Consider the following 22,928-nt stretch of genomic DNA (forward strand, 5'->3'; position numbering starts at 1 on the left):
AGCGTGCGCCTTTCGATCTGCTTTCGTTTTAAAGAAAGCGAACGGCGGCGCAATGCCTAACTGTTACCAGGCCGCCTTCACGGCCTGAATTCGACGCTACCGCTTCCGCATCACGTTGACGACGAGCACGCCGAGGATTGCCATCACGCCGCCGACCGCGCCCAACGCCGTCGGCGTCTCGCCCAGCCAGACGAACCCGATCAGCGTGGCGACCGGCGGAACGCCGTAGAGGAAATTCGAGGCACGGGCGGCCGTCAGCCGCTTCAGGGCGATTGCCCAGGTGAGATAGCCGATCGCGGTCGGGAAGATAACGAGATAGGCAACGCCCCAGTTCGCCTCCGCCGGTGCGGCAGCCAGCGCCTGAATCGTCGCCGGGATGGCCGGAAACAGTGGCACGGAACCGATGAGCAGGATCCAGGCAGTGACGGCAAGCGCAGACAACCGCCCGAGCAGCGGCTTCTGCAGCACGCTGGCGATCGCCGAGCAGAGCGCTGCGCCAAGGATGAGGACGGCATTCGGATCGAGCTTGAAGCCGCTGTCGGAGGCGACCGCAATCAGCGCCACGCCGCCGAAGGAAACGGCGGTGCCCATCCAGCCCCAGCGGCCGAAGCGCTCGCCGAGCGCGAATGTGGCAATGAGGGCGGTGAAGACGGGCATGGTGTTGATGATGAAGCTCGCCGGTCCTGCCGCAACGGTCTGCTCGCCGGTGTTCAGCAGAACCGCATAGGCGGCGATGAAGAGCACGGCGGCAACGGAGAGGCGGAAAAAATCGCGTTTTTCCGGCATCGGCCGATAGATGACGAGATAGACGAGGGCGATGGCGCCGGCTGCCACATAGCGCGCCGTCGCCAGTTCGATCGGCGTCAGTGGTCCGAGACAGATGCGAATCACCACGAAGGAGGAAGCCCAGGAGAGGATGGTGACGACGATCGCCGCAAAGGCCACCAGATCGAACCCGCCTTGCTGTTTCGTCGAAACCGGTACGCTTGCCGCCATGCTCATTTTCGCCTCCATATGTTCATGCGACAGTGATTAGGCCTTCGATGCGTGCTTGAAAAGCATCGCAATCGATGATCAAATGTGCGCATGGTTCACAGCTCGCCAGTGCTTCCACCGCTCGATACGCTCGAGACCTTTGCCCGCGCCGCCCGGCTCGGATCGTTTTCGGCTGCAGCCGAGGAAAGCGGCATCACCCACGGCGCGGTGTCACGGCAGGTCTCGCGCCTGGAGCGCTGGATGGGCGTTCGCCTGTTTGCGCGCGAAGCCCGAGGCGTTCGCCTGACGCCGGAAGGCATGCGGTTTTTCGCGCGGGCGGAAGAAGCACTTGCGCTGCTCGGCAATAGCGGCGAACGCTGGCTGCCTCGCCGCAACAAGGCGGTGGTGCGCCTTTCGGTGACGCCCTCTGTCGCCTCTCTATGGCTGTTTCAACGCCTGCCGGAGCTCGAAGGAAACGAGCTACATGTCGAGCTGACGCTCGAACACCGGCTGGCGGATTTCGGCGAAGGCACGGATCTTGCCATTCGCTGCGGCAAGGGACCGTGGGCCGGCGTGCGCGCCCTGCCGCTCTGGCAGGAGAAATCGTTTCCGATCGCCGCCCCGGCGCTGGCGGAGCGGCTCAGGCACCGCTCTGATGCCTTGTCGCTGCTCGATCTGCCGATCCTGCACGATTCGAATATTGAAGGCTGGCGGCGCTGGCTCTCTCGTGAGGGCGTCGACTATATACCGCGCGGCCATGACCGGCGCTTCGAGGACTACAATCTGGTGATCGATGCCTGCGCCCAGGGCCTCGGGATCGCGCTCGCGCGGCCGCCGCTGTCGGATGCCGCGCTGGCCACCGGGCGCGTCGTCACTGTCTCGGAGCGGACGCTCGATTACCATGTGGCCTTTCACCTGATTAGACCGGACGAGGCCCTTAGAAGCCCTGCCATCGAATTCGCCAGCCGCTTCCTGCGCGAGGCCGGCCATGACGAGACGACGATCGCTACTTTTATCGCACCCGGCCGAGCGAAAGTTTAGGCGGAAAGCTCGGCGGCGGCTTCGACGATCGCCGGTCGCTACTCCGCCGTAAACTTCAGGCGCATTTCCTTCGCCAGTTCGAAACCGGCAGCCCGATAGACAGGTTCGCCGGCATCCGAGGCATGGATGACTGCGGTCGTGCAGCCGATCGATTTCAGATGGTCGACGGCCTTGTTGGTCAACGCCAGTGCGATGCCGCGCCGGCGGAAGGCGTCGGCAACATAGACGGACCAGATGTAACCGTGCAGCCGCTGTTCCGGCCGGATGACCTCCGGAAACGGCGACTGGTGCAGCTGGCAGGATGCGGAACCGGCGATGTCGCCGTTGACGATGGCAAGGAACGAGGTCCGGCGGCGCTCTTCGCGACCGCTTCTGATGAATGACAAGATCCGCGCCGCCGCATCAGGCCTGTAGTGTTCCGGTGGTGTGCCGTAGCTGTCCCAGATCTTCAGATAATGCCCAACCAGGATCTCGTCCTCGCCGGGCGTTGCCATTCGAATATCCATCATGTCGTGATCCGGCTTGGGCATGCGAGGGTGCGAAATCGCGCCTCAGATGAGATAACGTCCCCTGCCGCGACGTGGCAGGGGACGTCAAAAAGGCCATATCAATTCGCTGATGTGAGCGTCATCGAGGCGCTGCCGGCCGCAACGTTGAGGCCGAGCTGACCGGTCAGGCTGACCGTCTGCAGATGGATCGAACCGGAGGTGCCGCCAACCAGGAGATTGGCGCCGACACCGGCGCCGAGCGTAGCTTCGGCGGTAGCGCCGACATAGAGGCCGGCGAGCGATCCGCGGTGATAGCCGGCCGTCGGCGCGAACACGGCCCAGATCAGGCGGCTACGCGTCGTGAAGCCAAGGTCGATGCCGAGCTTTCTCATTTCACCCGTATAACGATCCGAAAGTTCGTTGCCGACGGTCGACTGGAAGATGCAGTCGGCCTCTTTGGAGGAACCGAGCACGTAACCCGTGCCGCCGCCGATATCGCAGGTGAGGTAACCGATCTTCACGCCATTGCGCAGGTCCGGCTCTTCATATGTCCTGGTGCCGAGATCGGCGGCATTGACCGCCCCAGCGCCGACAAACGTCAACGTTACCGCGGCAAACGCCGTCGCAAGAATTTTGTTCATAAGTCTCTCCTTCTCAAATCGTGACGGGAGCATACCCGGCTACTCGCCACCAGATTCGGCAACAGATAACGGACGGAACCGCAAAACGATCCCGAACCGGCATCATTTACGCATCGCATGTCAAAGCGCCTGGGAGGGCGCAAGCGACAAACACGCTTACGGTTCAGCTCCCATTGGGACATTTCGAAGGCACATTTTCGCGTCATCCGGTTATTTCACGATGTTGTCAGGGATGGTTGCTGGAAAGGCACGATCCCGATCGCCGTTAACTCTCAACGAGCGGCATCATGCAAATCGCAGGCGCCCTATTTGGATAGGCGATCGATGATCGCGCAGGTTGCCATGCCGTATAGATAGCTGTACTGTTTGAAGATACTCTCCATGCCACACTGCAACTGGAGAGGAAACGGCATGATTGCTTGGCATTGCCGCAGAATTTCCGTTTGCTTTCCGGAATTCTGCTTCTGTTCGAACAGAAACTAAGTCTGAATTTGAGAAATATAATCAGGCGATATTTTCGCGGGGGGCCGAACAATCGTACGCCCGCCGATCTCTATTGGAGATAACGGGTAATTTATCGGGAGGGAAAGATGCGCATACGCAGGACAAACATCATACTGGCGGGATGCCTTGCCGTCTCCGCCTGCCAGTCCGGTCCGCCGTCGCAGGCCGTCTCGGATCGTAATTCCGAATTCGGCTGCATCGCGGGAACCGTCGGCGGCGCGATTGTCGGTGGCTTGATCGGCAGCACGATCGGCGCCGGAACCGGGCAGGTGCTCGCTGTCGGCGCCGGCATCGGCGGCGGCGGTTACGTCGGCAACCGTCTGGCTTGCCGCTAATTGGGGAGGGATATCAAGCGATGAAGACCTTGGCTTTGGTGACCACATTCATACTGTGCCAATTCGTTGGAGCAGTGGCGCAACAACCGCAACAGCCCGGATCGATGTATCAGGGCCAGATGGATCGGCTTGACGCAAATACCAGCAAGACCGTCGACCGTTCGGAATACGAGACCTTCATGGGCACGGCTTTCGGAAGTCTCGACAAGAACGGGGACGGCAGCCTGCAGTCCGACGAGACGGTGCAGATCCTGACTGTCGAGCAATTCACTTTGACCGACGCGAACCACAATGGCCGCATCAGCCGAAGCGAATTCATGCAGCGTGTGATGGCGGATTTCGCGACAGCCGACCACGACAGGGACGGAAACCTTCAGTGATGGAGACATCAAACCGACTGTAGAAATAAAGAAAAACCCGGCAATGTGTTTCGCCGGGTTTTTATACTTTAATATGTCCGCACTATACTTTTCGCATCAGTCGCATGACGAGCGATACGACGAACAGCACCAGGAAAATGAAGAACAGAACCTGGGCAATGGAAGCTGAAGCCCCTGCGATGCCGCCAAATCCGAGGACGCCGGCAATCAAGGCCACGACGAGAAACACCAGAGCGTAGTAAAGCATCGCAATCTCCTTTTACGTTGCTGCGGAGATAACGGAGGCCGCCCCATTTGGTTCCCGTCCGTCTCACGGCCGGGACATGCAGCATCGCATCAGCTCCCTTCAGCCGACGTGAAAGACGCCGCTGTACATCCGGTCGCCTTCAGTCGGCTCGGGAGGTTCGGCTGCGTCGAGATAGGCCTTGAGCGGCCCGGTCAGGACGAACCAGATGCTGGCTCCCAGCATGAAATAGGCTCCCACCGGATCGTCGATGCGGGCGATGAACGGAAGGCAGGCCGATGCGAAGAGGACGATGATCCGCACCGACCACTCAGCCTCACGTTTGGCGATGGCGCGCGCTCTCAGCGACTTGTACTCCCGGGCGCCGTAACCGGCTCCCCTCGCCTTTGCCACCGAAAGCAGTTTTCGCGCGGACGGCAGCGCCAGCATGACCAGCCCGGCAACACTGAGCGCCAAACTCTTGCCGGCCATGACCTGCCCGCTTGCGATCAGGAGAAAGGAGAGCACAACGAGATTCCAAGTCGGCTCCAGCAGCTCCGGCGGTTGCCGCGTGCGGAGATGCCAACTCCGCAGCAAACCCGCCGCGCCGTGCAGTAGCGGCTGATCGATATAACGATTGATCCAGTCCATGCCGATGCGCCCGTCCCCGATTGCATGAAGAGGCCCCCGAACACCACGGAATTTGGTCATCATCGTGGCAATAGCCGCCGAATCCATTCTTCGCACAGATGAAGTGGCTTGCAGAGACGCGTCGATGGGGTCGAAGACGCGGACCCGCTCGTCTCACGCCCCCTAAATATCAAGGCAACCTCAGAGCGCGCGACACCCTCCTAGCGCAATTCTTGCGCAACTTCCCAGACATGGCCCGACGGATCCGCAAAGGCCGCGGTGCGGCGGCCCCATGGACGATCGATCGGACCATTGAGCAGCGTGACCCCGAGTTCGCGCAGTTCTGCACAAACCGCATCGATGTCATCGACCTTGATCGTCAGCAGCATGCGTGCGCCCGAACCGGGCGCTGACACTGCGACCGGCTCGACCAGCTGAGGCGCCTGCGCTGCATCGAGCAGGTTGATCATCGTTCCCGAGAATTTCAGGACCGCCGATACGGAGTCCTGATAGACGACGTCGGGCGCAAAGACCTTTTGGTAGAACGCTTTGGCCGCGTCGATATCATCGACGAACAGGGTGACCACCTCGATCCGATCCAACAGCATGGGCATTTTCTCCTCCGTTGCTTCGACCAGCCAACCGATATCGCTGGCCGGCTCTCCGCTGGTCGCTTCGACGCTGACGGTTTCGACATGCCGCGCAAAGATAATCGTCAGCTTCGCAGGCCGGGCGCCTCGTGGCCGGTGCGCGCCACATATTCGGTATAGCCGCCGCCATATTGATGGATGCCCTCGGGCGTCAGCTCCAGCACCCGGTTGGAGAGTGCAGCCAGGAAATGCCGATCGTGCGAAACGAACAGCATGGTGCCCTCATATTGCGACAGCGCCTTGATCAGCATTTCCTTGGTGTCGAGGTCGAGATGGTTCGTCGGCTCGTCGAGCACCAGCAGGTTCGGCGGGTCGAACAGCATCATTGCCATCACCAGCCGCGCCTTCTCACCGCCTGACAGCACCCGGCACCGCTTCTCGATATCGTCGCCGGAGAAGCCGAAACATCCGGCCAGCGCACGCAAAGGCCCCTGCCCTGCCTGAGGAAAACGGTGTTCCAACGATTGGAAGACGGTGTGCTCGCCGTCGAGAATATCCATGGCGTGCTGGGCGAAATAGCCCATCTTGACGCTGGCGCCGAGAGCGACGCTGCCTTCGTCAGGCTCGGCGGCGCCCGTCACCAGTTTCAACAGCGTCGACTTGCCGGCGCCGTTGATGCCCATGATGCACCAGCGTTCCCGGCGCCGCACCATGAAATCCAGCCCTTCATAGATGCTTCGGCTGCCGTATTTCTTGTGAACGTTCTTCAGGCTGACCACGTCCTCGCCGGAGCGCGGTGCGGGCTGGAAGTCGAAGGAGACGGCCTGACGGCGCTTGGGCGGCTCCACCCGGTCGATCTTCTCCAGCTTCTTGACGCGGCTCTGCACCTGCGAGGCATGCGAGGCGCGCGCCTTGAACCGCTCGATGAACTTGATTTCCTTGGCGAGCATCGCCTGCTGGCGCTCGAACTGGGCCTGCTGCTGTTTCTCGTTCTGCGCCCGCTGCTGCTCGTAGAATTCATAGTCGCCGGAATAGGTCGTCAACGTGCCACCGTCGATCTCGATGATCTTGGTGACGATGCGGTTCATGAACTCGCGGTCGTGCGAGGTCATCAGCAGCGCGCCTTCATAACCCTTCAGGAATTCCTCCAGCCAGATCAGGCTTTCCAGATCCAGATGGTTGCTCGGCTCGTCGAGCAGCATGACATCCGGGCGCATGAGCAGGATGCGGGCAAGCGCCACGCGCATCTTCCAGCCGCCCGACAGCGCGCCGACATCGCCATCCATCATCTCCTGGCTGAAGCTCAGGCCCGCGAGCACTTCGCGCGCCCGTCCCTCGAGCGCGTAACCGTCCAGTTCCTCGTAGCGCGCCTGTACCTCGCCGTAGCGCTCGATGATCTCTTCCATGTTGTTGGCCTGCTCGGGATCGGCCATGGCCGCCTCCAGATCACGCAATTCGCCGGCAACAATGCTGACAGGCCCGGCGCCGTTCATCACCTCGGCGACGGCGCTGTGGCCGGCCATCTCGCCGACGTCCTGATTGAAATAGCCGATGGTAACGCCCTTCTCGCAGGAGACCTGGCCTTCATCGGGCTGCTCTTCGCCATTGATCATCCGGAAGATCGTCGTCTTACCGGCACCGTTCGGGCCGACGAGACCGATCTTCTCACCTCTGTTGAGCGCTGCGGACGCCTCGATGAAGAGGATGCGGTGGCTGAGCTGCTTGCTGATATTTTCGATACGGATCATGGTTTGCGCGGCGCCTGGAGAAGGAGATTTTGGCGCGCTTATGCCATGCGGGGAAACCGCAGGATAGCCCTGTTCCCACCCTCTCGATCAAGAGTATCATGCCGAAAGGCGCGAGCGGTTTTCGAACGACATCATGCTCACCTTCTTTAATTTGGAACAGGATTGGATAATATCGCGGCTCACGCCAACGGAGACCTGTGCCAATGAGCGTTCGTCCGCCACAGTCCTTCAGACAATCCGAGCAGGATAGAAACGGCTTCAACGTTCTCGAATACGAGCTGATGTCGGAACGAGCGGATTCTCTCGGACGTCACGGGCTGAAGGTGGAGGCGGCGCTTGCCGCTCTGACGGCATGGACTCCCGACCGCCAAAGCGCCGAAGACCGCGAGAAGCTTCTCAACGAAGCGTCCGATGCCGTCTGGGCGTTCTTCATCCAGCGTGAGATCTGCGGCTTGCGGAACAACCGCGACGCCATCCAGCGCTACGGCATCCCGAACGAAGTGATCGCGAGATTGGGCGCAATGCGGAAATAACGAGGGCGATGGCTGATGTGGCCGCCGGCACGCCCTCTATTGGGTGGAAATCCCCGGTTCGGAACGATATGGCTTGCTGCCGAACCAATGCGAAAGGAAACGCGATGCCAATCTCCATCCGGATCGGGAACCAGGATCTCACCGTCGATGTCTCCTCCCTCGGCGCCGAGATGCAGGCGCTCACGTCAAGCGACGGACGCTCTTGGTTATGGACCGGCGATGCAACCTTCTGGACCGGGCGGTCGCCGATCCTGTTTCCGATCGTCGGCAAGGCCCCGGACGACAAGATAGCGATCGACGGCACGGTCTATCCGATGGCCCAGCATGGCTTTGCCCGCCGCAGCGAATTCGTGCTTGCGGCCTCCACGGAAACGATGTGCCGATTCGAACTGGTCGCCTCGGATGCGACGCGGGCGGTGTATCCTTTCGATTTTCAGTTGGCCGTGGTGCATGCGGTCGAGGGCCGCGCGTTGACTGTCACGGCGGAGGTTACCAATCGCGACCAGAAGGCGATGCCGTTCGGCCTCGGATTTCATTCGGCCTTCGCCTGGCCATTGCCAGGCGCTTCCGGACGCGACCATATCGTAACGCTCGACAATAAAGGCGAGCCGGGTCTTGTGCGGCTGGAAGGCGGTCTCATCAACCCAGCGGTCCTGCCCTCGCCGTTTAATGCCGGCCGGCTGGTGCTCGATCACGCCATGTTCGAGCAGGATGCGATGATTTTCCCGAGCGGTGCGGGCGAAGGTTTGAGTTACGGCGCCGAAGGCCGGCCGGCCATGCAGTTCCATTTCGAAAACCTGCCCAACCTTGCGCTATGGACCAAACCGGGCGCGCCCTTCCTCTGCATCGAGCCCTGGCACGGGACGGCTGCGGAAGCCGGGGGCTCAAGCGAGCTTTCGAAGAGGCCGTCTACCACGATACTGGCGCCGGGCGCGGTGGCGCGCTTCGCCTTCACGGTCAAGATTCCGGAATAGGGACAGACAGAAAGCGCTCGCCGGGAAAGCCGGGCGAGCGTTAGAGCAATTCCAGCAAAAGTGTGCAGCGGTTTTGCGTCCGGAATTGCGTAAAAACACAGGGATAGAGCATTTCCGTGATTCGAAGAAAAACGGAAATGCTCTAGCGTTTCAATGAGCGCCGGCGCCACCACCGGCCCGCGGTTTTTGGGTGAGCAGCAGGGCGACGGCTGCAACGGCAAGAACCACGCCGATGACGGCGAAGGTATCGGCAAAACCGAGGATCAGGGCCTGGCGTTTGACGACCTGGCCAAGCGCCACGACGGCCTTCTGGGCTGCGACGGCATGGTCGGAGACACCATGCTGCAGGAAGTAGCCTGTCAATTGGTCGAGACGGGTGCGGACTTCGTCGCGGCCGAGCGTCACCGACTGGCCGATGATGTTCGAGTGGAACTGCTCGCGTTTGGTCAGCACCGTGCCGAGCATCGCCGTGCCGACGGCGCCGCCGAGATTGCGCAGCATGTTGGTCAGGCCCGAGGCAGCGGCCGCATCTGAAGGCGCGATGCCGGCGGTGGTGATGGCGGTGATCGGCGTCAGCACCAGGGCCTGGCCGATGGCGCGGATGATGTTCGGAATCCAGAACTGGTCGCCTGCGGTATCGGCTGACAACGTGATGTTCATGAAGCAGCTGATCGCAAAGATCGAGATGCCGAGGAAGCCGATATACCGCGCATCGAAGCGCTTCATCATCATCGGGACAAGCGGGATCAAAAGCAGCTGTGGCAGGCCGGTCCAGGCGAGCACGTTGCCGATCTGCTCGGCATTGTAGCGCTGCACCTGGCCGAGATATTGCGGCAGGATGTAGACGGTGCCGAAGAGGGCGACGCCGACCAACACGTTGACGGCAACGCCGATGCCGAAATTGCGCTGCCTCAGCAGGCTGAGCTTGACCAGCGGCTTCTTCACCGTCAGCTCGATCCAGATGAAGGCAACGAGGAAGGCAAAGGCGAGGATACTGAGCTTGACGATGAAGGGCGAGGAGAACCAGTCCTCCTTATTGCCTTCCTCGAGCACCGTCTGCAGCGCCGACAGGCCGATGGCCATGGTGAAGATCCCCGCCCAGTCGCCTTCCCTCAGCAGGCCGAGCTGCATCGGCTGCTTGTCGAGCGTCAGGGCAAGGGCGACCGCCATAATGGCGCTCGGGACGGCATTGATGAAGAAGATCGTCTGCCAGCCGTAATTTTCGGTGAGGTAGCCGCCGATGGTCGGGCCGATCGCCGGTGCGAAAGTCACCGAGAGCGCGAAAATCGCCAGGCCGAGCGGCTGCTGCGACTTCGGCAGCTTGGTCAGCACCATGGTGAAAGCCATCGGGATCAGCACCCCGCCGGCAAACCCCTGCAGGCCACGCAGCACGATCATCGTGCCGAGATCGTGCGCGAAGGCGCAGGCGATCGAAAACAGCGGAAAGAGGATGGAATTGACGAGGATATAACGGCGGAACGAGAAGACGTTGCTGAAATAGGCGGTCAGCGGGATGACGACGATCTCGCCAATCAGATAGGAAGTGGAGATCCAGGCGCCGTTGTCGACGCCTGTTCCGATGCCGCCCTCGATGTCAAGAAGCGAGGCATTGGTGATCTGGATGTTGAGGATCGCCATGAAGGCGCCGATCATGCCGGCGAGAACGGCGATCCATTCTCTGGTGCTGGCGCCGGTTTTCGGCTGCGGAACGGCGATGGCTGTTGCTGCGATGGTGGACATGACACGAACTCCTCGTCCCCCCGGCTCTAGCTGCGGTCGTTCTTGGTATCGATGCTCGGCTGGACGGACATGCCGGGACGTAGGTCGCCGTTTGCGGCGGCGTCACCGTCGAGCACGATCTTCACGGGAATGCGCTGGACGACCTTGGTGAAGTTTCCGGTTGCGTTGTCAGGCGGCAGTAGCGCGAATTCCTGGCCGCTTGCCGGCGCGAGGCTGTCGACATGACCGTGGTAGATGCGGCCCGGGAACATATCGACCTCGATATCCACCGGCTGGCCGGCCTGGACGTCGGTGAGTTGCGTTTCCTTGTAGTTGGCGATGACATAGGCAGCCCTCGTCGGTACGACCGACATCAGCTGAGTGCCGGCCTGGACATATTGCCCGACGCGCAGCGTCCGGTTGCCGACGGTGCCGTCGACAGGGGCGGTGATCGTTGCATAGGAAAGGTTGAGCTCGGCCTGATGCTGGACGGCCTGGCTGCGTGCAAGGGCGGCCTTTGCCTGGGCCAGTTCGGCGTTCAGCAGATCGACCTGCTTGACGGCGGCGTCGAGTGAGGCGGTGTCACGGATGATGGTGGCCTGGGCGGCAGCGATCTGCGAGGCGGCCTGCTGCGCTGTCTGAACCGGGGCATATCCGCTGGTGGCAAGGTTCGCATAACGCTTGTTGTTCTGCTCGGCAAAGGTCTCGTTGGCGCGGTCGACATCGACGGTCGCGCGGGCCGCAGCAATCGTCGACTGCTGGATATCGAGCGAAGCCTGCTTGGCGTTGACGGTGGCTTCCGCGGCGGCGACATCGGCCTCGGCCTGATCGAGAGCCGCCTTGAAATCGCGGTCGTCGATGCGGGCGAGCGGCTGTCCGGCCTTCACCGTCTCGTTATCCATGACGAGAACCTCGGCGAGATAGCCGGAAACCTTGGGGGCGATGGTGCTGTTGTCGGCCTTCACATAGGCATCGTCTGTCGAGATATGGAAGCGGCCGACCGTCCAGTAATCATGGCCGTAATAGGCGCCGGCGGCGATCAGCACGAGCGCGGTAGCGCCGAGAAGCAGGGAGCGACCGCCGCGCCTGCGGGCGGGCGTTTCCTCGGCAACGGTGGCGGCAGCTTCCGCGACGCGCGGCGGCTGGCCGGCGTCCAGGCTTGCCGGTGCGGCTTCGGCAGTGTCTTCGAGCGCAGTATTGTTGTTCAAGGCATGCAGCGTCTTGATGGTCATTGTCTTTCTCCTGATGACGGTCGCCGTCACTTGGGCTGCGGCCTCTGAATTCGAATGAAATGCACTTTAGGAAACTTGATGTTTTCCAAAATATGTATTAGAAAAGGGATGTCAATAAAAATTTGGAAAATTCTGATGGTCCAAAATCACGAAATCGAGAAAAGGCCGCGAGGACGACCGCAAGTCCGCTGCGACGAGGATACGAGAAGCGTGATCATCGAGGCGGCGAACAGGCAGTTCCACGAGAATGGTTATGCCGCGGCAAGCATCGCTGCGATCGCACAGGAGGCCGGTGTTTCCACAAAGACGCTCTACCGCCTGTTTCCGACGAAAGGAGATCTCTTTTCAGAGATGATCACGGAGCGTACCGAGCGTTTTTTGTTGGCGCTCGATCCCGGCACACTCGCCGTGGCCGATCTCAGGCAGGGGTTGGAACGCATGCTGATGGCCTATGGCATGCTGACGCTCTCGATCGATACCATCGCCATGACCCGGCTTGTCATCAGCGAGTCTGACCGGTTCCCCGAGATCGCCAACGCCTTCTATGAAAGGGCGGTCGTCAGAACCAATACACTGATGGAGAACTGGCTGCACAAGCAGATCGATCGTGGACTGATTGCGCTTGATGATCCGCATGCGGCCTGCGGCATGCTGCGCGGGATGATGATCATGGAGCCGCAGCGTGCTGCGATGCTGCGCCAGGAGCCGCCGCCGAAGATCGACACGATAGCGGCTCGGGCGAAGATGTGCACCGATCTATTCTTGAAAGGTTGCGCGCTCTGAAGCATCGCTCGGGCTTCAGGGCGCCATGATTTTCGTTAGAGCAATTCCAGCAAAAATGCGCGGGAGTTTTGCGTCCATCCTCAGTTCGGCGGAGCGCCCAGCGCATGCAGGATGCCGCGCAGTTCGGCGAGGCCGCGCATGCGGCCGATGGCCGGATAGCCTGGCGTGACGACCTTGTCGAGATCGTCGAGCATGCGATGGCCATGGTCCGATCGGAACACGATGGTGTCTTCGGGACTGCGGCGGCGGTCTTCCGCGACCAGTTCGCTGAGAACGGCGACCATATCGACGTCGCCTTCCAGATGCGCGCTTTCATGGAATGTCCGGCCGTCACCCTCGCGCGTCGTGGCGCGCAGATGGGCAAAATGGATGCGCGAGGCAAAGCGTCGGGCGATCGCCGGCAGGTCGTTTTCGGCCCGCACGCCGAGGCTGCCGGTGCAGTAACACATGCCGTTCGCCACCGACGGCACCGCATCGAACAGAGCGGCATAGTCGTCCCCCGTCGAGGCGATGCGCGGCAGGCCGAACAGCGAACGCGGCGGATCGTCTGGATGCAGCGTCAGCTTGACACCGCGCGCTTCGGCAGCCGGCGTCACCGCCTCCAGGAATTCTATCAAGTGCCGACGCAATCTTGCGGCATCGATACCACTATAGGCGACGAGCTTTTCCCGGAAGGCCGGAATGGTCAGCGGTTCGGTGGTCGATCCCGGCAGAGCCGAGGTGATAATGCGGGTGATGTCGGCGACCTCGTCGTCCGTCATCGCCTCGAAGACGATCCGCGCCCGTTCGCGGTCTTCGCTGGAATAGTGCTGCGCCGCATCCGGCCGTTCCAGGATGAAGAGATCGAAGGCTGCGAAGCGTTCATGATCGAAGCGCATGGCGGTGGCACCCGTCGGTGTCACGAAATCGAGTTCGGTGCGGGTCCAGTCCACCACCGGCATGAAATTATAGCAGACGATCGGAATGTCACAGGCGGCGACCGCTTCGAGGCTGGCGATCCACGCCTCGATTTCGGCCTTCGCCTCGCCGCCTTTGCGCTTGACGGCGTCGGGGATCGGGATGCTCTCGACGACCGACCAGACGAGCGGCGAGCGGTCGCCGGGCGTCGTCTCGATCAGAGACTGGCGCTCGCGCACTTCCTTCTCCGTCCAGGCCCTGCCGATCGGCACCTGATGCAGTGAAGAGACGATATTCGTCGCACCCGTCTGGCGGACATCATCCAGCGTCACCGGCGCTTCCGGTCCGAACCATCTCCAACCCTGTCGCATCCTTCTTCCTTCCCTCGCTTTTCGTTTCGTGTTGGCCTGCCGTCAGCAGAAATAATCAGGGTAACGCGCGCGCAACTCGTCGACATCGGGAATGACGGCACTCAGATGATGGGTCATCGCGCTGCGTGCCGCCGCCGCATCATGAGCGGCGAGCGCATCGCGAATGATCATGTGTTCCTGCACGACATTATCCGTGCGCCCAAGGACCGGCAACGTCAGGCGCCGTGCCCGGTCGATCTGCACCTTGACCGTTTTCAGGATTGCCCAGATGCCGGGATAACCCGATATCTGGGTGATCGCCTCATGGAAGGCCTCGTCCTCCTCATGGAAGCTCGAGGCATTGCCGGTCGCAGCATGCGCCCGCTGCCTTGCAATGATGGTATCGAGACGGGCGACATCGGCGGCGGTCGCGGTCAGAGCCGCAGCCTCGACGGTCGTGCCTTCGAGCGCCTTGCGCACGACGACCGCCTCAGGGATCGCCGAGACCGGCACCCGCGACACGACAGTGCCCGACTGCGGGTAGATATCGACCAGTCCGCCTTCAGAAAGCCGGAGCAGCGCCTCGCGCACCGGCGTGCGGCTGACGCCGAAATCATCGGCGATCCGTTTTTCCTGCAGCAGCATGCCGGGTGGCATCCGCAGCGACACGATGTCGGCATAGAGGTGATCGTAGATGGCGCCGGCCGTGGTGATACGGCGCAGCCTGCCCCCGACCTCCCGCGACGTCGGGGCTACCACTTCAGCTTCTGATGCCTGGCGCATGACATACCGGGACGTTAAATGTTTCTGGCATACTAGTATATCAATTTTATCGCCCTGCCAAGACACGCCGCAGCCGAGTGATGTTATGAGATCGCATCTGGAGATTCAGCGCATGGGACGGGCATTACGGTGTAAGCGCTGATGAACGGCATAGGCCTCGCGGAATCGGAAGCCCGAGGCGCTCTTTATTTGGAACTTAGATCGGCCAAGTTGGTTGAGATCCGCAAGGAGACCCTGATGAAGAAGCCAGCACGACGCAAGACAAGCGAAAATACGGCTGACGGCGGCCGGCCGGAAGCTCTACCCACTGCGGACACAGGCGCACGGAAGATGGCTCGGCGAGCCGCAAACGAAATCGACAGGCAGAGCGGCGGGTTGCCAGCAGCCGCCCGCGAGGAGGAGATCCGACAAAGGGCATATTCCCTGTGGGAGAAGGAAGGGAGACCGGAGGGCAAGCACGGGCATCACTGGACCCTGGCTGAACATGAACTCGATGCACAGCAGGATGAAGGTGACAATCCTCCAAACCTCGCAGCACTGCGAGAGGCCTCGCGCCAACATACCGATGCATTCCTCGTCAAGACAGATCTTGAGGACGCCGATCAACGCGAAGCCTCCCCCGGCACGCGCGAGCAGGATTGAACCTTCCGCCTCGCGCCAATCTCAGAGCTCGTTTCATTCAGAAAGGTCCCCGACATGACCGACAAACAGAACTTGAACGCCGGATTCACCGGAACGCCCACTGAGCAGCCGGAGGGATTGACTAAGGTCGCGAAGTCGGCAGCCAAAGAGATGAAACGTGAGGCTTATGCCGTCGCCCTCGGTGCTAGACAGCACCCGCGCACCGCAAGCGCATTGCTGCTCACCACCGGCATTGTCGCATTCGGGCTGGGATATCTCCTCGGTCGATCATCGGCGGAAGGTTCGACACGCCCATATTGGCGATAGCCGCCGCCGCTCACTTCAACGAGGCGCATGCATCGCTTCTTCGACTGCCCGTGCGGATCCCGATGCGATGTTGCCGCTTCTCTCCGGCGGCACGCCCGTCGGCCGTTGAACGAGCAAACCTTCAAATCAAAGCCCGCACCTCAGACGTGTTTTCTGTTGAAGTTGGCCTTACCGGCGCACCCATTTGCCACCTATCATCGAACAGAACCACGTCTGTCCGGGCGCCTGTTGCCGGAATACCACGTCGAATAAAGCCATAGATTGCACGCTCATCACAGCTTGACAGCTGTGATGACGATCCTTAGCGAGGCAGCATCGACACGGTCAGGACCGGCAAAGTGAATTATTTCAGACAACTCAAGATGGCAGTGCTTCATCGGGGGGATGAGGCCGGAAGCGCACTCGACCGAAACAACCGCGTTGCCGTCTTCCTCTTTGCAATCCTTCCAGGGCTTTCGCCGAACTTTAATTCCTTCATCCTCCTCGCGTCCATGGTGTGGGGCATCTACTGTCTGGCGACGGGCCGCCTCGCCTTGGACCTGTCGAAATCCGACCGGCTGGTTGCCATTGGCATGTCGATCTACCCGTTGGTGATGATCGCCAGCATCTTCATCAATCCGCCTTACTCCGAAGTACCGGACTGGATATTCCGGCTCCTGCCTTTCTTTTCGGTCTGGCTGATATTGCCGCGAATGCGCCAATCTCCCGATGGCCGTCTCGTGCCGCTCTTTATCCTCGGCGCGGGCATCGGCATGATCGTCACCTTTCTTTTCAGTCTCCTACAGATCATGTTTCTGATGGAGAGGGCAGAGGCTGGGACGTCGAACGCTGCACTCCTGGGCGTGATAGGTATTCTGTTCGGCGGCATTGCGCTTCTCAACATTCAATCTCCCAGAAGCGTCGAGCAAAGAATTGCGATATTGGGATATGCCGCGGGTCTAGGCTGCGTCCTGCTTTCCGGAACGCGCTCGGCCTGGCTGGTCATTCCCATCCATATCGTCATCTTCCTCTGGTATTTTCGCAAACACAGCTTCCATCTGAGTTTGCGCAGCCTCGCCATTACCAGCTCCTTGCTGTTGGCGGGACTTGTCACCCTGGGCAGCGGCCAGATCCTCCATCGCATTCAGGCGCTTCAGGAAAATCTGACATCGCTCGAACGCACCGACGGCGAGATCACGTCGCTCAGTGCGCGGTTCGCCTTGTACAAAGGCGCACTATCGGCAATCAGTAAGGACCCGTTGACTGGTTATGGCCCGCAGAACCGGATGGCTTCGGTTTTGGCAGAGCTGCCCGATAACATAAGGCCGCAGCTGCCTTACTCGCATGTCCACAACGGCTTCCTGACCGCGGGAATCGACGCCGGCGTTTTCGGCATTGCGGCACTTTCGCTGATGCTGCTGACGCCCGTGATAGGCGCGTTGAGAAAAGAAGCGGGACCGGGCCGGGATTTAGCTATTGCGCTCGCTCTTTTGCTTGTCAGCAGCTACGTCATAACGGGCAGCTTTGGCATCATGTTCAATCAGAAAGCTTTGGATCCGATCTTCGCCTACATGGTCGCCCTTATTTGTGCGGATCGCGGCAGCACGGGCTTTGCGCCCGTCGTTCGGAGCTGACGTCCGGCACCCCTTGAGCCTGCAACCCTACAGCGTGCTTTGAATTGTCTGAGGTAGCCGTATTGGCTCGGCGCCGGTGAAAGCCAGGTCCGAGACCTCACCCGTTGACGAATAGCCGGAAACAAGCTCCGCCAATGTCGCACGTGCAGCGATCATATCGTTCCGGTCCAATGCCGCGTTGAGCGCGTTGAGCCTTCGCGACAACTCTGGCCAGGACAGGAAATCCTCGCGCGCCTTCATAATCCGAGGATGTTCGGTTGTTTCTGGATTATCCCCGATCAACAGCTCTTCAAAGAGCTTCTCGCCGGGCCGAAGTCCGGTAACGGACAGCTCGATATCGCCTTCGGGATTGTCTTCGTCGCGGACGGCCAGCCCGGAAAGCTCCACCATCTTGCGGGCGAGATCGGCGATGCGAACCGGCTCTCCCATGTCGAGCAGGAAGACATCTCCGCCCTCGGCCATCGCGCCGGCCTGTATGACAAGTTGAGAAGCCTCCGAAATGGTCATGAAATAGCGGGTTATGTCAGGATGTGTCAGTGTCACCGGACCGCCTTCCTTGATCTGCTGCCGGAAAAGCGGCACGACGGATCCGGAGGAGCCGAGGACGTTTCCGAAACGGACCATGGAGAAATTCGTTCGGATTCTGTCGACAGCCGATTCCGCCGCAAGCGCCTGCAGAACCATCTCCGCCAGCCTCTTGCTGGCGCCCATCACATTTGTCGGACGCACGGCTTTGTCTGTGCTGATCAGCACGAAATTCGAGACGCCGCATTTACTGGCCGCACGTGCCGCGACCAGCGTACCCATCACATTATTTTTGATGCCTTCCACGGCATTGTGTTCGACAAGGGGAACATGCTTGTAAGCGGCGGCATGATAGAGCGTCTGAGGTCGCCAGCTCTGCATGACATGTTCCATGCGATCTTGATCGCGGACGGAACAGAGGATCGGGACGATCTGCATATTTTCATGCTTGTACAGTTCGGCGAGTTTCTGCAATTCGGCATGGATATTATAAAGCGCAAACTCGTTCTGATCGATGAGGATGAGGCTGGAAGGCCCGGTGCGCAAAATCTGACGACATAACTCGCCGCCGATCGAGCCGCCGGCACCGGTGACCATCACCACCTTGTTGCGCATCGACTTGTCGAGTAGCTCCTGGCGCGGCGCGACCGCTTCTCTTCCCAGCAGATCTTCGATCTCCAGCTCTCGGATGTCGGAGACGGCGACGCGTCCCTGAGCCAGGGCAGTGAGATCCGGCAACGTGCGAACATTGACCCTGGCTTTACGGATGTGCTCCAGGATTTCATTGCGACGCTGCCGCGATGCGGAGGGAAGAGCAAGAAGCACGTTGTGCACGCCGAGAGATTCGGCAAGCACCGGAAGATCCGAGGGGTCGTAGATCGGCAAACCGCCCATGACGCCGCCCTTGAGACGCGGATCATCATCCAGATAGCCGACGACATTGAGTTCGGCACTGTTGATCAAGGCGCCGGCCAGTTGCCGCCCGGCCGTCCCTGCCCCGTAGATCAGCACCTTGGCGAGCATATTCTTGTGAAGGATGCGCTGGTAGGCATCCCCGAGCCAGTAGCGGATACTCAACCTCGACAGCCCGATCGCAATCAACAGAAGGAAGGGCTGGAGGATGCCGACGGTTCTCGGAACACCGGGGACGCTGAGTGCTGTAAATATCGTCATGAAGGCGACGCCGTAGATTGCAATCGCCTTCAGAACAGTAATGAAAGCAGCCATATTGGCATAACGGAAGATCGCCCGATACATGCCCATGACGATGAAGATGGGAAGGGCCATGCACAGCGAAACGAAGACCGGCAACCACTGGACGCCGGTCAGCACCGTCCATTCGTTTAGGCGGAAACAATAGGCCAGCCAGATCGTCAGAACACAAAAGCTGGAATCCAGCAGCAAGGCCAGAGCGCGTTTGGCAACCCGCGGCATCGCCAGCAGAGGGGCGACGAGCGCTTGCATCGGCATTAAGAACCATCCTGAGCGCGGCGTCTCAGTGGGAGTATTTTCAGGCATTGCTAACCAGCGTCTCGCAGATCAATAGACAACCACCTTCTTGTCGCTTTCTGCAACGAGCGCAACTGAAATAATCGAAAATCAAGGTCTTCCGCACCGACTTATCTATCAGAAGTAGGTAACTTAATGCCGTATGCCCTTACGGCGGATGACCTTCTCTGCGGTCAGAAACAGGATGCGTATGTCGAAGCCGAACGAGCGCCGCTCGAGGTATTCGACATCGAATTTCACCTTCTCCGGAATCGGCAATTCGTCCCGGCCATTAATTTGCGCCCATCCCGTCAGTCCAGGCAGGAGCTTGTCGACACCATGGGCCGTCCGCAATTCTATCAGATCATATTGATTGTAGAGTGCCGGCCGTGGGCCGACGAAACTCATTTTCCCCTCGAGAATGCACCAGAGCTGCGGCAGTTCGTCGAGGCTCGATTTGCGCAGAAACGAACCGATGGGTGTCAGAAATCGATCCGGATTTTCGAGCAGATGTGTGGCAACGGTCGGTGTGTCGACCCGCATGCTACGAAATTTCGGCATCAGGAAGATCTGATTGAAGCGGCCGACACGTTTTGACCAATAGAGGATCGGTCCCGGCGAGGTAAGGCGAACACAAAGAGCAACGACAAGGATTGGAACGAGCAGGATCGCTGACGCAGTCAAAGCCAAGAAAAAATCCACCGCCCGTTTCAAACCCATGCTCCGCAGTTCTTCCGCCTTACCGACCGACCATCCGCCATTCGCGCTATCGCGTTGCCGTATCGTCAAAAAGCGTTTCGCGTCAACTACGAGGACGTGGTGTTCTCCATCGACCGGCGTGGACGCCCACCCACTTGCAGATGCCGCATCGCCTCTCAGGCTTTTGTCAGGTTCCCTAACCCACTGATCCAAAAGCAAGAAGACACCAGTCAGAAGTTATCTCGGCGTTCATTTCCGTTACACTCCGTTAACCATACAAACGCGCGTCAGGCAGACCACGATGTGAATTTCATCCTGTCTTCCCCCTTATCGGCGAATTGCTGCGGGCAAGGGCCATCAACATCGGTCCGATGGCGAATTCCCCTTTCTCGGCGCGTCGTGTCAGATCGCGCAGATAACCGCCGGCGGAGTTGATGTGCCCTGCCCTTTCGAGGACACAGGCCATGACAGTGGCCGCATTTTCAGGTCCCATGATCTCGCAGGCCTGCTCGTAGGCCGATGGGCTGACGCCGAGCATCGAACGAACGACCACAGCCGCGGCCATCAGCTCGCGCCATGTGCCGACCGAGCCCTGCGGACCATAGGCTGCGATTTCCGGGCAGGCCTGCAGCACCAACCCGAGCGGGAAGGATTTGAGCGCACCTTTGGCAGCGGAGGCAGAACTTGCGGCCGGCACACGCCCATTCTTCTCTTCATCTTTCTGTATTCGGACTGTCGGTTCGGCTCGATCTGCCGATCGATCATCCGCCGTTGCGGCCTGCTTCATTTCAGAAGCTGGTTCAAGTTCAGTGATGGATTGTGGATTTGAATTCTGTATGTGCCGCTCATCATGTTGGGCATTGCCGCTTTGATTTTGAACTTTAACCTGCATTTCCAACTGATTGGTGATTTCTTCGCGCAGCAGATCCAATTCGTCGAGTGCGTCGGCGACCTGTTCGGCGGAAGGCGACCGTGGCAGCCGCTCGACGACACTGCGAAAATGCAAGTGAACCCGGCTCCAATCGCCAGTGGCGCCCTCCTCCAATGCCATCTCGATGAGCTTGGCGATATCGCGCCGGCAAAGCGTCAGGCGTTCTCTGAGCCGCTGCAGATGCAACCGTTCCGCAACCACCTGCGCCGCCAACCGCTCGATCTCCTCAGCGCGCACAAGCAGCGGGGCCAGCGAAAAACCGAATGCCTCGCGGATCTCCCCACCCTGCTCCTTGCGGGCGTAGCGCTTGCCGTTCGGGCTGTCCTTGCGGATCAGCAGCCCGGCTTCGATCAGGGTCGCCAGATGGCGACGGATCGTCTGCTCCGCCATTCCATGCGCGCGTAGCGAGAGCTGTGCATTGGAAGGGAACACAACGAGCCCGTTTTCCTCAGAGATCTCCCCCTTAGGATAAAAGCTCAGCAAGGCGTTCAGGATAGCGAGCGCCCGATCGGTGATGCCGAGCAGCGGCTTGGCCTCGCACAGGGCACGATAGAGTTTCCACTTGTCGATAGATTGGCCGGGCTCGATTTCTCGAGCAGCCGCCTGGCTTGCTAACATGCCAAGCGTCATCGGCCGCCGCCCGAAGGGCGTCGTCACATTTCCGCTTTCCATTTTCTTCGCCTTCTTCAAGGCAAAAGATCACGGCTCACCAAATTCGGTGCCAAAGACTCTTGACTATGATTCGCGGAAATGTGATTCTCTGGGTGTCTAGATCAGAGAGGGCTTCCGCGACGGCAACGTTCGGGGGCCTTTTCTTTTGCTTATTGATCTCCGTTCTTCGTCAAATCCTGTGTCTTCTCGAACGCCTCGTAGAGACGATCCAGATTGCTGGCGATGTAGGCTCCAAAGGCAGACGCCTTCTCCGCCTTCAGCGCGATGGTGAACTGTTTCCCGTCATCCTTGATCTTCGCCTTGACCGCACCGTCCTTGTGCTGCCAGGCGTGAGCGGCGGGCTGAAGCGCCGCTATCGATGAGGCCTGTTGTTGCCTCCTGCTGATGAAGGCAACCAGCATATCGAAACGGGCATCCGGCTCCGCTGTCCCGAATTCCGCCGATCTGGTGAACTCGATCGCTCGTGCGGCAATATTTTCGGTCTCGAATTTCACGGACAGATCGTGCCAACGATCACGGCCGGTGGTCTTGGCCGCACCGATGGCGGTCAGGACTTCGGCTGGGATCCGCTTGGTGACGGACAGCATCTTGGAAACCGTCGTCTTGTCGGCGCTGAGCGCAGATATGATCGTTTCCCTGTCGAAGCCCAACGTGTCGAGCTTGTCGGCAAACATCGTCCTCTCGATGAAGGAGAGATCGGCGCGTGCCGAATTCTCCTGGCCCTGCGCAATGACATGGTCTCGATCGTCAAGTTTCTTGACCACGGCACGGACAGGTCGACCGAGTTCCTTGGCGGCCCGGGCGCGACGGTGGCCGAAGGCGATCTGATATCGGCCGTCCTTCTCAGGATGCGGACGGACGAGGATCGGCGAATCCTGACCGCGCAGCCGGATCGCCTCGACCAATTCGCGAAACTGTTCGTCGGTATGCGCCAGCCGGTCCGTCACGAAGGAATCTTCGATCAGGGCAGGGTCGAGATCAATCACCGTCTCACCGGTCGCCAGCTTCTCCTCGATCGCTTTGGCCGCATCGGCCTTGGCAGCCAGCGCATCAATACTGCGCGTCACGGCACCTAGAGCGCCGATCCCCTTATAGGTGATCTGCTGCTTCTCGTCCCTGTGGGGCGGTTCGTCCTCATTGTTTACCGCAGTAAACTTCTTGGAATCGTCCATCAGGCCCGAGAGGAGATTCTTACGCGCCATAAGCCAGCTCCTCGTCCCAGTTTA

The 22,928-nt window shown here is 60.2% G+C and carries 24 protein-coding genes; 9 read left to right on the top strand and 15 right to left on the bottom strand.

All coding sequences use genetic code 11. The annotated features are described in order from the left end of the window. Window positions 1-96 precede the first annotated feature (96 nt). A complete protein-coding gene (locus OIU37_RS32635) occupies window positions 97-1,014 on the bottom strand; it encodes a DMT family transporter (RefSeq protein WP_264259887.1) in 918 nt (305 codons plus the stop codon). 72 nt (window positions 1,015-1,086) lie between these two features. On the opposite strand from OIU37_RS32635, the gene OIU37_RS32640 reads away from it, so the two are divergent. Next, entirely contained in the window at window positions 1,087-2,016 is a 930-nt protein-coding gene (locus OIU37_RS32640; RefSeq protein ID WP_171605134.1) for a LysR family transcriptional regulator, read from the top strand. A gap of 38 nt (window positions 2,017-2,054) precedes the next feature. On the opposite strand, the gene OIU37_RS32645 is transcribed toward OIU37_RS32640, so the two are convergent. Continuing rightward, window positions 2,055-2,522, bottom strand: coding sequence for a GNAT family N-acetyltransferase (locus tag OIU37_RS32645; protein ID WP_246813017.1), 468 nt, complete (start codon window positions 2,520-2,522; stop codon window positions 2,055-2,057). Window positions 2,523-2,623: 101 nt separating this feature from the next. Then, on the bottom strand, window positions 2,624-3,145 hold the full coding sequence (locus tag OIU37_RS32650; RefSeq protein ID WP_171605136.1) for a DUF992 domain-containing protein: 522 nt from the start codon (window positions 3,143-3,145) through the stop codon (window positions 2,624-2,626). A gap of 590 nt (window positions 3,146-3,735) precedes the next feature. On the opposite strand from OIU37_RS32650, the gene OIU37_RS32655 reads away from it, so the two are divergent. Together OIU37_RS32655 and OIU37_RS32660 are read left to right on the top strand one after the other, a co-directional pair. Then, window positions 3,736-3,984 (top strand): hypothetical protein, encoded by a 249-nt coding sequence (locus OIU37_RS32655; protein WP_129416938.1) that lies wholly within the window; start codon window positions 3,736-3,738, stop codon window positions 3,982-3,984. 20 nt (window positions 3,985-4,004) lie between these two features. Next, a complete protein-coding gene (locus tag OIU37_RS32660) occupies window positions 4,005-4,364 on the top strand; it encodes an EF-hand domain-containing protein (protein WP_264259888.1) in 360 nt (119 codons plus the stop codon). A gap of 82 nt (window positions 4,365-4,446) precedes the next feature. On the opposite strand, the gene OIU37_RS32665 is transcribed toward OIU37_RS32660, so the two are convergent. The 4 genes from OIU37_RS32665 to OIU37_RS32680 form a co-directional block, all read right to left on the bottom strand. Further along, entirely contained in the window at window positions 4,447-4,611 is a 165-nt protein-coding gene (locus tag OIU37_RS32665; RefSeq protein WP_003549551.1) for a DUF1328 domain-containing protein, read from the bottom strand. 99 nt (window positions 4,612-4,710) lie between these two features. Then, on the bottom strand, window positions 4,711-5,301 hold the full coding sequence (locus tag OIU37_RS32670) for a hypothetical protein (protein ID WP_180695600.1): 591 nt from the start codon (window positions 5,299-5,301) through the stop codon (window positions 4,711-4,713). A gap of 137 nt (window positions 5,302-5,438) precedes the next feature. Then, window positions 5,439-5,831: a VOC family protein gene (locus OIU37_RS32675; protein WP_180695599.1), complete on the bottom strand. Its 393-nt coding sequence runs from the start codon at window positions 5,829-5,831 to the stop codon at window positions 5,439-5,441. 101 nt (window positions 5,832-5,932) lie between these two features. Further along, window positions 5,933-7,555 (bottom strand): ABC-F family ATP-binding cassette domain-containing protein, encoded by a 1,623-nt coding sequence (locus tag OIU37_RS32680; RefSeq protein ID WP_180695598.1) that lies wholly within the window; start codon window positions 7,553-7,555, stop codon window positions 5,933-5,935. A gap of 203 nt (window positions 7,556-7,758) precedes the next feature. Between OIU37_RS32680 and OIU37_RS32685 the strand changes: the two genes are divergently transcribed. Then, the gene (locus OIU37_RS32685) at window positions 7,759-8,088 is read left to right on the top strand and encodes a DUF6665 family protein (protein ID WP_129416943.1); all 330 of its coding nucleotides are present in this window, start codon (window positions 7,759-7,761) and stop codon (window positions 8,086-8,088) included. Between the two features lie 104 nt (window positions 8,089-8,192). After that, window positions 8,193-9,062 (top strand): aldose 1-epimerase family protein, encoded by an 870-nt coding sequence (locus OIU37_RS32690; protein WP_180695597.1) that lies wholly within the window; start codon window positions 8,193-8,195, stop codon window positions 9,060-9,062. Between the two features lie 150 nt (window positions 9,063-9,212). Here the strand turns inward: OIU37_RS32690 and OIU37_RS32695 are convergent, their stop codons facing one another. After that, entirely contained in the window at window positions 9,213-10,802 is a 1,590-nt protein-coding gene (locus tag OIU37_RS32695; RefSeq protein WP_180695596.1) for a DHA2 family efflux MFS transporter permease subunit, read from the bottom strand. Window positions 10,803-10,828: 26 nt separating this feature from the next. Then, window positions 10,829-12,013, bottom strand: a complete 1,185-nt coding sequence (locus OIU37_RS32700; RefSeq protein ID WP_171605142.1) for an HlyD family secretion protein — start codon at window positions 12,011-12,013, stop codon at window positions 10,829-10,831. 135 nt (window positions 12,014-12,148) lie between these two features. Here OIU37_RS32700 and OIU37_RS32705 point away from each other — a divergent pair, with 135 nt between their 5' ends. Next, window positions 12,149-12,796 (top strand): TetR/AcrR family transcriptional regulator, encoded by a 648-nt coding sequence (locus OIU37_RS32705; protein ID WP_171605143.1) that lies wholly within the window; start codon window positions 12,149-12,151, stop codon window positions 12,794-12,796. Between the two features lie 80 nt (window positions 12,797-12,876). On the opposite strand, the gene uxuA is transcribed toward OIU37_RS32705, so the two are convergent. Continuing rightward, window positions 12,877-14,064, bottom strand: coding sequence for a mannonate dehydratase (gene uxuA, locus OIU37_RS32710; protein WP_180695595.1), 1,188 nt, complete (start codon window positions 14,062-14,064; stop codon window positions 12,877-12,879). A gap of 42 nt (window positions 14,065-14,106) precedes the next feature. Beyond that, entirely contained in the window at window positions 14,107-14,826 is a 720-nt protein-coding gene (locus tag OIU37_RS32715) for a GntR family transcriptional regulator (protein WP_180695594.1), read from the bottom strand. Between the two features lie 237 nt (window positions 14,827-15,063). Here OIU37_RS32715 and OIU37_RS32720 point away from each other — a divergent pair, with 237 nt between their 5' ends. The 3 genes from OIU37_RS32720 to OIU37_RS32730 all read left to right on the top strand — a co-directional run bounded on the left by OIU37_RS32720 (window position 15,064) and on the right by OIU37_RS32730 (window position 17,387). Continuing rightward, window positions 15,064-15,468, top strand: a complete 405-nt coding sequence (locus tag OIU37_RS32720; RefSeq protein ID WP_180695593.1) for a DUF2934 domain-containing protein — start codon at window positions 15,064-15,066, stop codon at window positions 15,466-15,468. Between the two features lie 54 nt (window positions 15,469-15,522). After that, complete coding sequence (locus OIU37_RS32725) at window positions 15,523-15,774, top strand: hypothetical protein (RefSeq protein WP_171605147.1); 252 nt, start codon at window positions 15,523-15,525, stop codon at window positions 15,772-15,774. 338 nt (window positions 15,775-16,112) lie between these two features. After that, complete coding sequence (locus OIU37_RS32730; RefSeq protein WP_171605148.1) at window positions 16,113-17,387, top strand: O-antigen ligase; 1,275 nt, start codon at window positions 16,113-16,115, stop codon at window positions 17,385-17,387. A 27-nt stretch (window positions 17,388-17,414) separates the two neighbouring features. On the opposite strand, the gene OIU37_RS32735 is transcribed toward OIU37_RS32730, so the two are convergent. The 4 genes from OIU37_RS32735 to repB form a co-directional block, all read right to left on the bottom strand. Beyond that, entirely contained in the window at window positions 17,415-19,430 is a 2,016-nt protein-coding gene (locus OIU37_RS32735; RefSeq protein ID WP_171605149.1) for a nucleoside-diphosphate sugar epimerase/dehydratase, read from the bottom strand. Window positions 19,431-19,553: 123 nt separating this feature from the next. Continuing rightward, complete coding sequence (locus OIU37_RS32740) at window positions 19,554-20,120, bottom strand: sugar transferase (RefSeq protein ID WP_168307632.1); 567 nt, start codon at window positions 20,118-20,120, stop codon at window positions 19,554-19,556. A gap of 289 nt (window positions 20,121-20,409) precedes the next feature. Further along, entirely contained in the window at window positions 20,410-21,702 is a 1,293-nt protein-coding gene (gene repC, locus OIU37_RS32745; protein WP_168307631.1) for a plasmid replication protein RepC, read from the bottom strand. A gap of 149 nt (window positions 21,703-21,851) precedes the next feature. Then, window positions 21,852-22,904, bottom strand: a complete 1,053-nt coding sequence (gene repB, locus OIU37_RS32750; protein ID WP_264259889.1) for a plasmid partitioning protein RepB — start codon at window positions 22,902-22,904, stop codon at window positions 21,852-21,854. Window positions 22,905-22,928: the final 24 nt, after the last annotated feature.

This window comes from Rhizobium sp. BT-226 (assembly GCF_025847085.2).
GTDB classification, from domain to species: domain Bacteria; phylum Pseudomonadota; class Alphaproteobacteria; order Rhizobiales; family Rhizobiaceae; genus Rhizobium; species Rhizobium sophorae.

Bases quoted from the DNA above. Each gene is read 5' to 3' on its own strand.
- OIU37_RS32740 (WP_168307632.1), bottom strand. From the start codon at position 20,120: ATGGGTTTGAAACGGGCGGTGGATTTTTTCTTGGCTTTGACTGCGTCA.
- OIU37_RS32665 (WP_003549551.1), bottom strand. From the start codon at position 4,611: ATGCTTTACTACGCTCTGGTGTTTCTCGTCGTGGCCTTGATTGCCGGC.
- OIU37_RS32690 (WP_180695597.1), top strand. From the start codon at position 8,193: ATGCCAATCTCCATCCGGATCGGGAACCAGGATCTCACCGTCGATGTC.
- OIU37_RS32675 (WP_180695599.1), bottom strand. From the start codon at position 5,831: ATGCCCATGCTGTTGGATCGGATCGAGGTGGTCACCCTGTTCGTCGAT.
- OIU37_RS32715 (WP_180695594.1), bottom strand. From the start codon at position 14,826: ATGCGCCAGGCATCAGAAGCTGAAGTGGTAGCCCCGACGTCGCGGGAG.
- OIU37_RS32645 (WP_246813017.1), bottom strand. From the start codon at position 2,522: ATGGATATTCGAATGGCAACGCCCGGCGAGGACGAGATCCTGGTTGGG.
- repC (WP_168307631.1), bottom strand. From the start codon at position 21,702: ATGGAAAGCGGAAATGTGACGACGCCCTTCGGGCGGCGGCCGATGACG.
- OIU37_RS32650 (WP_171605136.1), bottom strand. From the start codon at position 3,145: ATGAACAAAATTCTTGCGACGGCGTTTGCCGCGGTAACGTTGACGTTT.
- OIU37_RS32680 (WP_180695598.1), bottom strand. From the start codon at position 7,555: ATGATCCGTATCGAAAATATCAGCAAGCAGCTCAGCCACCGCATCCTC.
- OIU37_RS32700 (WP_171605142.1), bottom strand. From the start codon at position 12,013: ATGACCATCAAGACGCTGCATGCCTTGAACAACAATACTGCGCTCGAA.
- OIU37_RS32720 (WP_180695593.1), top strand. From the start codon at position 15,064: ATGAAGAAGCCAGCACGACGCAAGACAAGCGAAAATACGGCTGACGGC.
- OIU37_RS32670 (WP_180695600.1), bottom strand. From the start codon at position 5,301: ATGATGACCAAATTCCGTGGTGTTCGGGGGCCTCTTCATGCAATCGGG.
- OIU37_RS32660 (WP_264259888.1), top strand. From the start codon at position 4,005: ATGAAGACCTTGGCTTTGGTGACCACATTCATACTGTGCCAATTCGTT.
- uxuA (WP_180695595.1), bottom strand. From the start codon at position 14,064: ATGCGACAGGGTTGGAGATGGTTCGGACCGGAAGCGCCGGTGACGCTG.
- OIU37_RS32685 (WP_129416943.1), top strand. From the start codon at position 7,759: ATGAGCGTTCGTCCGCCACAGTCCTTCAGACAATCCGAGCAGGATAGA.
- OIU37_RS32725 (WP_171605147.1), top strand. From the start codon at position 15,523: ATGACCGACAAACAGAACTTGAACGCCGGATTCACCGGAACGCCCACT.
- OIU37_RS32705 (WP_171605143.1), top strand. From the start codon at position 12,149: ATGGTCCAAAATCACGAAATCGAGAAAAGGCCGCGAGGACGACCGCAA.
- repB (WP_264259889.1), bottom strand. From the start codon at position 22,904: ATGGCGCGTAAGAATCTCCTCTCGGGCCTGATGGACGATTCCAAGAAG.
- OIU37_RS32635 (WP_264259887.1), bottom strand. From the start codon at position 1,014: ATGGAGGCGAAAATGAGCATGGCGGCAAGCGTACCGGTTTCGACGAAA.
- OIU37_RS32640 (WP_171605134.1), top strand. From the start codon at position 1,087: ATGGTTCACAGCTCGCCAGTGCTTCCACCGCTCGATACGCTCGAGACC.
- OIU37_RS32655 (WP_129416938.1), top strand. From the start codon at position 3,736: ATGCGCATACGCAGGACAAACATCATACTGGCGGGATGCCTTGCCGTC.
- OIU37_RS32735 (WP_171605149.1), bottom strand. From the start codon at position 19,430: ATGCCTGAAAATACTCCCACTGAGACGCCGCGCTCAGGATGGTTCTTA.
- OIU37_RS32695 (WP_180695596.1), bottom strand. From the start codon at position 10,802: ATGTCCACCATCGCAGCAACAGCCATCGCCGTTCCGCAGCCGAAAACC.